The organism is bacterium, assembly GCA_026708055.1.
Taxonomy (GTDB): domain Bacteria; phylum Actinomycetota; class Acidimicrobiia; order Acidimicrobiales; family CATQHL01; genus VXNF01.
This window is the reverse complement of sequence record JAPOVS010000083.1, coordinates 22,602-33,363: the sequence shown is the minus strand read 5'-3', so window position 1 is coordinate 33,363 and position 10,762 is coordinate 22,602. Positions and strand designations below refer to the sequence as shown.

Annotated in this window: 12 protein-coding genes; 4 read left to right on the top strand and 8 right to left on the bottom strand. The window is 70.0% G+C overall.

Features of this window, described 5'->3' with window-relative positions:
- Together OXG55_17000 and OXG55_16995 are read right to left on the bottom strand one after the other, a co-directional pair.
- Positions 1-294: fumarate hydratase (locus tag OXG55_17000; GenBank protein MCY4104937.1), on the bottom strand; the 294-nt coding region annotated here is incomplete at its 3' end.
- 179 nt (positions 295-473) lie between these two features.
- Entirely contained in the window at positions 474-962 is a 489-nt protein-coding gene (locus tag OXG55_16995; protein MCY4104936.1) for a hypothetical protein, read from the bottom strand.
- Between the two features lie 56 nt (positions 963-1,018).
- Here OXG55_16995 and OXG55_16990 point away from each other — a divergent pair, with 56 nt between their 5' ends.
- Positions 1,019-1,981, top strand: a complete 963-nt coding sequence (locus OXG55_16990) for an A/G-specific adenine glycosylase (protein ID MCY4104935.1) — start codon at positions 1,019-1,021, stop codon at positions 1,979-1,981.
- Positions 1,982-2,470: 489 nt separating this feature from the next.
- On the opposite strand, the gene OXG55_16985 is transcribed toward OXG55_16990, so the two are convergent.
- The gene (locus OXG55_16985) at positions 2,471-2,608 is read right to left on the bottom strand and encodes a hypothetical protein (GenBank protein ID MCY4104934.1); all 138 of its coding nucleotides are present in this window, start codon (positions 2,606-2,608) and stop codon (positions 2,471-2,473) included.
- On the opposite strand from OXG55_16985, the gene OXG55_16980 reads away from it, so the two are divergent.
- Complete coding sequence (locus OXG55_16980) at positions 2,550-3,425, top strand: hypothetical protein (GenBank protein ID MCY4104933.1); 876 nt, start codon at positions 2,550-2,552, stop codon at positions 3,423-3,425. The genes OXG55_16985 and OXG55_16980 overlap by 59 nt on opposite strands.
- A 240-nt stretch (positions 3,426-3,665) precedes the next feature.
- Here OXG55_16980 and OXG55_16975 read toward each other — a convergent pair whose 3' ends face one another.
- From OXG55_16975 to fabI, 5 genes are all read right to left on the bottom strand, one after another.
- Positions 3,666-6,152 carry a hypothetical protein gene (locus OXG55_16975; GenBank protein ID MCY4104932.1) on the bottom strand — a complete coding sequence of 829 codons (2,487 nt, stop codon included), beginning with the start codon at positions 6,150-6,152 and terminating at the stop codon, positions 3,666-3,668.
- Between the two features lie 249 nt (positions 6,153-6,401).
- Positions 6,402-6,782 (bottom strand): twitching motility protein PilT, encoded by a 381-nt coding sequence (locus tag OXG55_16970; protein MCY4104931.1) that lies wholly within the window; start codon positions 6,780-6,782, stop codon positions 6,402-6,404.
- A complete protein-coding gene (locus OXG55_16965) occupies positions 6,779-6,946 on the bottom strand; it encodes a hypothetical protein (GenBank protein MCY4104930.1) in 168 nt (55 codons plus the stop codon). The genes OXG55_16970 and OXG55_16965 overlap by 4 nt, the downstream gene beginning before the upstream one ends.
- A gap of 41 nt (positions 6,947-6,987) precedes the next feature.
- Complete coding sequence (locus OXG55_16960) at positions 6,988-7,869, bottom strand: SMP-30/gluconolactonase/LRE family protein (GenBank protein MCY4104929.1); 882 nt, start codon at positions 7,867-7,869, stop codon at positions 6,988-6,990.
- Between the two features lie 198 nt (positions 7,870-8,067).
- Positions 8,068-8,838, bottom strand: coding sequence for an enoyl-ACP reductase FabI (gene fabI / locus OXG55_16955; protein ID MCY4104928.1), 771 nt, complete (start codon positions 8,836-8,838; stop codon positions 8,068-8,070).
- Between the two features lie 21 nt (positions 8,839-8,859).
- Here fabI and npdG point away from each other — a divergent pair, with 21 nt between their 5' ends.
- Positions 8,860-9,519, top strand: coding sequence for an NADPH-dependent F420 reductase (npdG, locus tag OXG55_16950; GenBank protein MCY4104927.1), 660 nt, complete (start codon positions 8,860-8,862; stop codon positions 9,517-9,519).
- Positions 9,520-9,569: 50 nt separating this feature from the next.
- On the top strand, positions 9,570-10,754 hold the full coding sequence (locus tag OXG55_16945) for a cysteine--tRNA ligase (protein MCY4104926.1): 1,185 nt from the start codon (positions 9,570-9,572) through the stop codon (positions 10,752-10,754).
- Positions 10,755-10,762 lie beyond the last annotated feature (8 nt).

Sequence of the window (10,762 nt, the reverse complement as noted above, 5' to 3'; positions counted from 1 at the left end):
CACCCCGCCGGCGGCGATGTTGGCGTTGCGCAGCAGCTCGGTGGCCACGAAGCGGTCGTTTGCCGAGGCCTCCGGGTCGTCCAGGATGTTGCGCAGCTGCTGCAGGTGCCCGGGGCGCAGCAGGTGGGCCATGTCGCGCATGGCCTCGGCGGTCAGCAGGCGGATGGCCTCGTCGTCCACCTCCAGGAAGCGCCGCCCGCCGGCCTCGACGACGCGCACGCCGTCGGTGCTCAGCAGCCGGTACGGCACGTCACCCGGCCCGGCGGGAAGTGTGTCCTCGTAGCTGAAGTCCATTGCGGTTCGCTGGTGGTCCGTCGGGCTGCCGAATGTCCAGTGGTGATGCCGGTCGGTTCGCTGCGCAGTGGATTCCGGCCTCCGCCGGAATGACGAGAGCGTGCGCTGCTGGCATGAATCAGCAGTCCCCGGCTCGCTGGCGCCGTTCCACCTCAACGGTACCGCGCCGTGGAAGCGGTTCAGCCCGCGGCGGGAGTTCCGGCGTAGGGGGAGGGGTCGTCGCGGGTCGGGATCCTTGGCTTGCTCCAACTCATGGCCTCGGCCAGCCCGTTCGCCACGGTTCGCCAGGCCCGCGGGTTCCAGCCCTCGGCCGCGCCGACCACCTCCAGGGAGTGGTTGAGGTGCACGATGGCGGGCAGCAGCTCGAGCCCGAGGCCCTGCACCATCGCCCGGTCGGGGTCGGCGAAGCTCAGGAACCGGTCGGCCCAGGGTCCCAGGAACTGGCGCGCCTGATCCTCGGTGCCGCATACCAGCCAGCCCACGCGACAGTCGGCGCCGGAGAAGTTCCCCATCACGCGGCCGGCAGTGGGCAGGATCCAGCCGCTCTCGTGGGTGAAGGGATCCAGAGCCACGACCACGAGGTGAAACGTCGTGACCCACTCCTCGACCGCCCGCGGCTTGCCCGTCAGCGGCTCCAGGATGAGATCCGGCGGTGGTGAGGTCGCCACGGGCTCCGAAGCTAGCGCCCCAGGGCGGCTTCCCGGCGATCCCCGGTGCCGGCACGGTGCCTGTCGATGCAGGGGAGCGCGGCTTCCGCGACACTGCGGGGGTGCCCACGGCGACCACAGCGGAACCCGAGCAGGCCACGGCCGCGGGGGACCTGCGTGCGGGTTCGGCGGGCGCGCTGCAGGAGGCCCTGCTGGCGTGGGCGGAGCCCCGGCTCCGCGACCTGCCCTGGCGGCGGACCCGTGATCCGTGGCGCGTGCTGGTGGCCGAGGTGATGCTGCAGCAGACCGGCGTGTCGCGCGTGCTCGAGCGCTATGACGACTTCTGTGCGCGGTTCCCGACGCCTGCGGTCTGCGCAGCCGCGCCGGCGGGCGCCGTCATCGAGGCATGGCGCGGGCTGGGATACAACCGCCGGGCGCTGCACCTGCACGCCGCCGCTCGCCGCATCAACGCGGCCGGTGGCCGCTTCCCCGACGATCTCGATGGCCTGTTGGCCCTGCCGGGAGTCGGGCCGTACACCGCCCGCGCCGTGCTCGCCCTCGCCTTCGAGCGTGACGTCGGTGTCGTGGACACCAACGTGGGACGTCTGCTGGCGCGGCTCGGCGGGCGCCGTCTGACCCGAGCCGAGGCACAGCGGGCGGCCGACCGCCTCGTGCCCCCCGGGCAGGCCTGGCTCTGGAATCAGGCGCTCTTCGACCTGGGGGCCACCGTCTGCACCCGCCGCGCCCCGGCCTGCGCGCCGTGCCCGGTCCGGCAGCACTGCGCCTGGCGCGGAGAGGGCCCCGACCCCGCTGACGGCTCCGCGGGCGTCAGCGTCGCCCAGGCGCCCTTCGAGGGCTCCGACCGCCAGTGCCGGGGCCGTCTCGTGGAGGCACTCCGATCCGGCCCCCAGCCGGCCTCGGCCGCGGCACATCTCATGGGCCTCGAAGACGACCCGCCGCGAGCGCGGCGCATCGTGGCGTCACTCCTGCGCGACGGCCTCGTCATCGAGCGAGACGGCGCGCTACACCTACCCGTCTGAGTGCACGAGTTGCACGCCGGCGGCGAGCCTGTCTACCGGCGAGATAGGGGCCCGCCGCTCAGGTCGATCGCCGGCGACAGGAGATTGCGAGCTGGCACCGCGGCCCCGAACATGTCGACGTGTTCCCATTTCCTCGTCGCGACACACTGTCAGACTGCTGGTCATGAGTTCCCACTCCCTACTGGTCCAACTTCCGGGAGGCCGAGGTGTGGGACTGCAACTGGAAGCTCGCCATCGTGAACGCCATGGAGAGCTACCACCTCTTCCAGGTCCACGCCAAGACGCTCGAGCCCCGTCGTCGCACTACGTCCGCGCGGTGTCGCGCAAGCTGACGGCGCGAGACTCGGGGCTCAGCAGGCCCGCGGGGGCGGTGTAGTGGGGTGACGGGAACTATCGTGCGGTCCTGCTCGTCGGATGAGACATGACGAGCGTGGGTAGCTTCGGACTGCGATCGGGGACTCGGCCCTGGCGGTCAACTCCGGTGGTCAGTCAACGGCCCGGCTGAGGATTGAGGGGGACGGTCAGGGGGTTGGCGATGTTGGGTGCGGGTCGGTCGAGGCGGTTCGCGGTGTCCGTCGGCTTGGTGTTGGTGGCATCGGCGTGCAGCGCCACAGGTTCAACCAACACTGCGATCCCCGATACTGGGCCTCCGCCGGTCGTGGTCCCCGAGGGGCCGCCGGGGTCGGTGCCTCCGGTGGCTCAGACCACCGCACGACTGCAAGAACCATCACCGCCACTAGATCCAGGGCCGCTGGTCACATCTGACGGCGGCTACACAGCTGTGAGCGCCGGGTATGGGCATTCGTGTGGTTTGCGCGCGGAAGGGACCATTGTCTGCTGGGGCGGTAACAACCTCGACGGCCAGTTGGACGCGCCCGTGGGCGCCTTCGCCGCTGTCAGCGCCGGCTCCGGCCATTCGTGTGGCTTGCGCATCGAGGGGACCGTCGTCTGCTGGGGCAACGATGACTCCGGCCAGTCGAACGTGCCGGCGGGCGAGTTCGCCGCTGTCAGCGCCGGCTCCGGCCATTCGTGTGGCTTGCGCATCGAGGGCACCGTCGTCTGCTGGGGCAACGATGACTCCGGCCAGTTGGACGCGCCGGTGGGCGCCTTCGCCGCTGTCAGCGCCGGCAATCAGTATTCGTGCGGCGTACGCGCCGAGGGCACGATCGACTGCTGGGGGCTCGACTCCTATGGTGGGTGGGATCCGCCTGTGGACGAATTCGCTGCAGTCACCGCTGGACTTGAGAATTCGTGCGGCCTTCGCGCCGGTGGCACGGTCGTCTGCTGGGGCGCGCGCTTCGAGGGTCAGTCGGACGCGCCGGTGGGCGACTTCACCGCTGTCGATGTCGGCTATAGCCATTCGTGCGGTCTACGGACCAACGGGACCATCCCGTGCTGGAGTTGGATCACGAATCTGCCCGAAGGCATACGTTGGCTGCCCTAGCGGAGTGGGCCAAGCACGATGGGCCTGCGCGGTTTGACAGGTGGTGTCGTCGGTGCGGCGCGGCGATGTGCCTTGTAGGCGACGGATTCTGGGCGTCCGCGAGCGGTGCCGGCCGCTACGGCTTGGGCTCGGGGGATGACTCGTAAGGGGATGCTTCCCGCAGTGTCCGAAGAGCCGTCATTGCGTGGGTCGAGCCTCCCGGGTTCACGCAGGGCCGACCGGTGCCCGGGGAGGTTCGGTCTAGTGGTCGTGTGGGTAGCAGTACTCGGGTGGGTCGTCGCCAGGGTGTACGTGGGGCGGCCCCGCCCAGTCGAGTTGGTCGTCTGTGGGTTTGCGTTCGCGGACGACGACGCTGTAGGGCGCGGCTTCGGGGCCTGTGACCGTGAACCGTAGGTCCACTTGGGGCGGCCACGGCTTCCTGAGGTAGCGAGACCCTTCCTGGACCGATGACCCCCGCGTGCCGAGAATCCGGAACCCTGCTCCGTCTATTTCGATGATGTAGTGGGGGTGGTCGAGGGTGACCCGGTAGGCGTCCTCGCCGCTGCTTTGGCCGCGGGGGACGCGGTGGACCGTATTGGGTTCGAGTTCGGTCGCTGTGTCCTCGATTGTCTCCTCGGGTGTGGGGAGGTCGGGGAAGTCGTCGGGGCGTGCGGTGATATGGAGGGTGTAGTCCTCGGGCGCGAAATAATAGTCGGGCCTGACGAGTTCGTCCCTGTTGACGCCCACTCTGATCCAGTAGTCGCCGGCGATCTCGGGGGTCCACAGGTCGTGGGTCTGTCCCCACGCCTCGTCCCACGACGCGCAGTACCACCTTTCCAACACCGTGAAGATCGCATGGCCGCGGTCGCTGTGCAGGCGGAGTTCGTACTTGTTGACCTCCGGGAGGGATATCCGGAAGTAGTCGCCGTCGATGCGGTAGTCGATCGTCCCTTCCACCGTCGTCGTGTCCGAGCAGTCATCCATCGACGGTTCGCTCCGGCACGCCGCGCCGGGGAGTATCGGGGTTGCCAGCTTGGGCGCGTGCGCTCGGTCGTTTCCGTAGTCGTCCGGGACGTTCAGCCGTTCGGGAATCAGTTCGAACCGGGCGCCGGGTTCGGTGCCTTCGAAGGCGATGATCCATGCGCCATCTCGGGGTGCCGATAGGGCGCAGGTCGGCCAGGCCCAGTAGCAGTGCGGCAGGGGGTGTGGGCCGTCTTCTTGGCCGCCAGCGCTGACGAACCATGCGTCGACGGTGGTGCCGGCGCCAGCAAACTGCACAAGCGGGATGGTCCATACCTCGCCCTGGTGGGTCGGGAGCCGGAACATGTCGGTGTCGCCGACATAGTCGATGGTCCCCGTCGGGCTCTCGCCGGCGACAACCGGCGTGGCGCCGGCGGCGTGGTTTGCGTGGTCGTCGGGCGCGGCCGGCGTCATTGTGAACCAGTAGCGGGCGCTGCCTGTCTGGAACCGGTCACTGTCTGGGAAGAGTCTGATGCCGTAGGTGCCGTCGGTGGGCGCAGTCCAGACGTGGTAGTCCCGGTAGTAGTCCACGTAGTCCCGGTCGCACTCGTCGAGCAACGGATCCCCGCTGGCTGGGCCGTAGACCTCGATGCACCCGTCGAGGCGTTCACCGAACTGCACGATCCAGGTTTGGCCCTCGACGGCGTCCAACGCGAACCAGTGGAGGTCTCCGCGCCGGTCGAAGGTGCCCACCGTCGGGGCGCCGGGGCGCACCGCGACGGTGTCGTCGCGCAGATAGGGCGCAGTATCGGGATCGAAGAGGGAAACAACAATCGCGTGCGGGGCCGGCAGCAGCGACGACACAACGCCGGCGGAGGCGACAGACAGTTGGTAGGTGCCGGTCACCGGCGGCACGAATTCGATCGGGAAGCCCCACCGATCGTGGTGGAGCGCGGTCGCGTCGCCGTCGCGGTGCACGGTCATGACGAGGGGCGGGAAGGCAGTCAACCGCCATACGGGTTGGCGCGTCGGATCGCCCCTGACAGGGACGATGCGGTACCTGCGCCCCTCCTCCAGCTCCAGACTGAACCAGTCCTCGTCCAGGAGATCCCCCAACCAAAGAGTCACGGCGCCCTGCACCTCGCCCAACCAGTCGAGATGGCTGTTGGCGTTGCGCTCGAAGGTTCCAACCCATGCGGGCGTGGCGCCGGGGTCAAGCACGACAGCCGTCGCTTCCGCCGCCGAGTCGCCGTGATCATCCGGCGGTGTCTCAAAGAATCTCATCCTCAGCTTGTAGGCGAAACGCACCGCCCACTTCCCCGAGACACGGAGCCAGTACCGCCCCGGCGTCGGCGCCACCCAAACCACATCAACGTCCAACTCACCGACCTGCACCACAGGAAAGCCGGGGACTTGCCCCTCCTCGTCGAACACCGCAACCGTGAATTCGCCGTCGGATTCCGGCGTCACGTCGATCGCATACGTGCCATCGGTCACCGCGTCGAACACGAACCAATCCGGATCCCCACTACTCGCCGCCCCAGAGACACTCCCCGGCGCAGCCAGCGGTGTCGCGCTCGCCCGGTCGTTGCCATGAGCGGGACTCTCGTTCTCGACGCCGAACCCCGGCACGCTCAGCCCCTCTGTGGTGGCGATCGCGGTGGCGCCGGTTGCCATGGGCGTCGCGGAGACGTCCGTCGCAGTCGGTAGCGACACGTCCTCTCCGGCTCTCGAACAAGCAGCCAGGAGTACGACAAACGCGACAACGGTGACCACCAATGTGCGCATCGCGATGCTCCCTACTGTGCCTGAGGGCGCCCCTGCGGCCACAGAGACCCCCGGATCTGTTCTCGGACCGTACCGGGCAGCGGTCGCCGCATTCGTGTCCGACGCCTCCGGCTGATCCGGGCGAGTTGGGCTGACCGGCCGGCTGTTGCTCACGTCGTGTTCGTTGCGGGCGGCCTCGTGCGGCAGTCTGCTTAGCCGGCGGCGGGCGAGCGTGCTGCTTGGATGTCTGACTCCTCGCCGCCGGCGGTCTCAGACGAGAACGACGTCGATGCGCCGATCGGTGCAGGCGGCGACGACGGCGAGGTCGCCGGGATCCGAGGTGATGATCCGGTCGCCGTGATCGGCGAGGGCAATCAGTGCCGCGTCGATCGCGTCGGTGAGGCCGGAGCGGGCGAGCAGGACTCCGGCGCGCCGTCCCACAGTGGCGTCGAGGGCCGTCACCTCGATGGCCTGCAGCGCCGCGGCGAGACGCGCCTGGCGGCCGGTTCCGCCGCGCCACACCTGGGCGACGACACCCCCGTGCGTCCTCGGTGGGCTCTCGCTCTGGAGGGCACCCTTGAGGCGCCGCCACATACTGCGGTCGTCGCCCTCGAGCGCGATGAGCGCGCCCGAGTCGAGGATCACAGTCATCCGGCGCGGAGCGCGGCGCCCCGAAGCGACCCCGCTGCGTCGCGGTCCTCCTGGGCCTGCTCCGCGATCTCGTCGCCGGTGATGAAGCCGTGCTCGGCTTCGTATTCCTCCACGAGCCGGCCGAGCACGGCGAGTCTCGTGTCCCGGTCGAGTCGCTGGGCCATGGCCTCGTCAATTCCACCGACCGCCTGACCGCCGGTGACGCTCAGGCGATGGCGCCTCGGAAGGGTTCCATGCCCTGCACGCCGAGCCGCACCCGCAGCAGGCGCCCCACCATGGGCGCCTCGGCGGTCACCTCGGTGATCTCGCCGAAGTCGGTGACCCACATGTCGGTGCCGTCGAAGCAGCAGTTCAGTGGCACGTAGGGGCACTCCAGATAGTCCAGGTAGGTGCCGTCGGGGGCGATGACGTCGATGACGCCGGACATGAACCCCGTGATCCAGTAGTTGCCCTCGGCGTCGAGTTTGAAGCCGTCGGGAACGTGACCGTCGGGGAGCGTGCAGATGTGCTCGATGGCGCCGTCGGGGCGCCGGCGGCGGACCTCGAGCGTGTACGACTCCACCCAGACGACGCTGCCGTCAGGGTCCACCGCGCAGCCGTTGGTGTAGACGGGCTCCAGCTCCTGCAGCACTCGCCCCGTGCCGTCGGGGAACAGCTCGAAGATGCGGCTCGGGTCGGGCTTGTTGACCTGGTCCCACTCGCCGGAGTCCGTGAAGTACAGCGAACCGTTCGGCCCGAAGGCCAGGTCGTTGGGGGCGTTCAGCGCCGCACCCTCGATCTCGGTCGCCACGTAGCTGACGGTGCCGTCGGGGCGGATCCGCTGGATCGACGGCGTCACCTGGTCGCGCGCCTTCCACGCCCCGACCGTGCCGCCGTTCTGGGTGACGTAGACGTCCCCGTCGCTGCCGACGATGCAGGCGTTGGTGCCGCCGCCGCAATAGCCGTAGACGGAGATCCCCTTGCCCTCCTCCCAGACCTTCACGTCGCTGGTGTAGGTCTCGACGAAAACCACACGCCCGTCGGGCAGCATGTCCGGTCCCTCGGGGTGGCCCAGGCCCTCGCCCATCACCTCGATCGGTCGCTGCATGACGCCTCCTTCCGGGCCGGATTCCGGTGCTGGCTACGACCGGCAACACTAAGTCCCGGCAACAACCGGCGGCAATCCTCCCGAAACAAACCCACCGAGGCGGGGACGCCGGGGGCCGGCGCCGGATCGATTTCGCCGGACGAGCCGCCGACGGGCGCCGGTGGCCCCGCCGGGCGCTGCCCCAACCGGCTACTCGGCTCAGGCCCCGATGGCGTGGTAGCCGCCGTCCACGTGCAGGATCTCCCCGGTGGTGGCGCCCAGCCAGTCCGACAGCAGCAGCACGCACGCCCGGGCAACGGGGTCGGCGTCGTTGACGTCCCAGCCCAGGGGGGCGCGTTCGGTCCAGGCCTCCTCGAACGCCTCGAAGCCGGGAATCGAGCGGGCCGCCATCGTGCGCACCGGACCTGCGGCCACCAGGTTGACTCGAATGCCGCGCGGCCCCAGGTCGCGGGCCAGGTAGCGGGCCACCGACTCCAGGGCCGCCTTGGAGACGCCCATCCAGTCGTAGACGGGCCAGGCAACCGTGGCGTCGAAGTCCAATGCCACCAGCGACCCGCCGGAGGGCATCAGCGGCGCGACGACGTCGGCCAGCGCCTTCAGCGAGTACGCCGAGACCTCCAGGGACACCGACACGTCCTCCCAGCCGGCCGCCATGAAATCGCCACCCAGGCACACCGGCGGGGCGAAGCCGATGGCGTGCAGGGCGCCGTCCACGCCGCCCCAGCGTTCGGCCAGAGCCTCCCGCACGGCGGTGACGTGGGTGGGCTGCGTGACGTCGAGTTCCAGCACCTCGGGGGTCGGTTCCAGCTTGCGGGCGGTGCGCTCGGTGAGCCGCAGGCCACGCCCGGCGCCGGTCAGGATCAGCTCCGCCCCCTCGGCGCTTGCCAGTTGGGCCACGGAGAAAGCCAGCGAGGCGTCGGTCAGCACGCCGGTGACGAGCAATCGCTTCTGAGACAAGAGGCCCATCACCCTCAAGGTACCCTAGGCCCCATGCGCATCGGTGTTCTGGGCGGAACGGGTCCGGCCGGCAAGGGTCTTGCCGTCCGGCTGGCGAGTGTCGGGTTCGAGGTGGTCCTGGGGTCACGCTCGAAGTACCGCGCCATGGAGGCCCGCGACAAGCTCGTGGCCGTCTGGCCCGACAGGGAGCTGCCGATCGGCTCGGGCGACAACGAGACGGCCGCCGGCTGCGACCTGATCGTGCTGGCGACGCCCTGGGACGCCGCCGCGGCCACCGTGCAGTCCGTGGAGGACCACCTCGACGGCAAGGTCGTGGTCTCGATGTGCAACGCCCTGGCGAGGGTGGCGCACGAGTTCCAGCCGCTCGTGCCGCCGCGGGGATCGGTTGCGGCCAGCATCCAGGCGGCGATTCCGAGGGCCAAGGTGGCGGCCGCGCTGCACCACGTGCCCGCCAAGGAGCTCAGCGAGATCGACCACTACGTGGATTCCGACGTGCTGATCTGCTCGGACCATCCCGACGCCACCGACGCCACCGCCGCCGTCGTCTCCCAGATCCCGGACCTCCGCCCGCTGGATGCGGGCGAGCTGTCCAACGCGGCGCCGATCGAGGCGTTCGCCGCCGTACTGTTGCAGCTGAACGGTCGCTACAAGACCCGGGTGGCGCTGCGCTTCACGGGTCTGAACGACGAGTGACGGCCTCGCCGCCGGCCCCGGAGCGGCCGGCGGACCCCGCGGCGGCGCCCATGCAGATCTACGACACCGTCGCCGGCGAGGTGGTGCCCTTCGAGGTGGGCCCGGTCGTCACCATGTACACGTGCGGGATCACCCCCTACGACGCCACCCATCTGGGCCACGCCGCCACCTACCTCACCTACGACGTGCTGCAGCGGCGCCTGCGCGACCGGGGCCACGAGACGCGCTGCGTGCGCAACGTCACCGACGTCGACGACGACATCCTGCGCAAGGCCCGCTCGCTGGGTGTGCACTACCTGGATCTGGCGGCCGCGGAGGTGGCCCGTTTCGACTCCGACATGGCCGCGCTCGGCATGCTGGCGTGCTGGAGCGAGCCGCGTGCCACCTCGGCCATCGCCGACATCCGCGGGTTCATCGGCATGGTGCTGGACCGGGGTCACGCCTACCTCGCCGGCGGGGCCGTCTATTTCGAGGTGGCCACTTTCCCGGGCTTCGGCGAGCTCTCCAAGCTGGACCGGACTGACATGCTGGTGCTGGCAGCCGAGCGGGGCGGGAACCCCGACGATCCCGCCAAGCGGGACCCCCTGGACTTCGTGCTCTGGCAACCGTCGGCGGCCGATGAGCCGGAGTGGGGGTCGCTTTGGGGGCCGGGACGGCCGGGTTGGCACATCGAGTGCTCGACGCTGGCGATGCGCGAACTCGCCACCACCATCGATCTCCACGGGGGTGGCTCCGACCTCATCTTCCCGCATCACGAGTGCGAGCGGGCGCAGTCGACCGCGGCGACCGGGGAGCCGTTCGCCCGCCACTGGATGCATCAGGCCATGGTCCGCATGGACGGCGAGAAGATGTCCAAGTCGCTCGGCAACCTCGTGTTCGTGAGCGACCTGCTGAAGGAGTACGACCCGCGCGCGGTGCGGCTGGCCGTGCTGGCGCACCACTACCGGGACTCCTGGGAGTGGCGTCCGGCCATGATGGTCGAGGCCGCGGAGCGCCTGGAGCGCTGGCAGGGGGCCGCCACCGGTGGCGGCCCGCTCGCCGAGGTGCGCGCCGCCCTCGATGACGACCTCGACACGCCGGCCGCGCTGGCGTGCATCGACGAGGCCGTCGGCCGGGGCCGGGGCGTCGCCGCCTCCGCCATGCTGCTGGGGGTGGACCTTCGCAGCGGCGAGACACTCGGCCCGGAGCGGCCCGGCGACGGCGCCGCGTGCGATCCGGGCGGCGCCCGCCGGTAGCGTTCCCG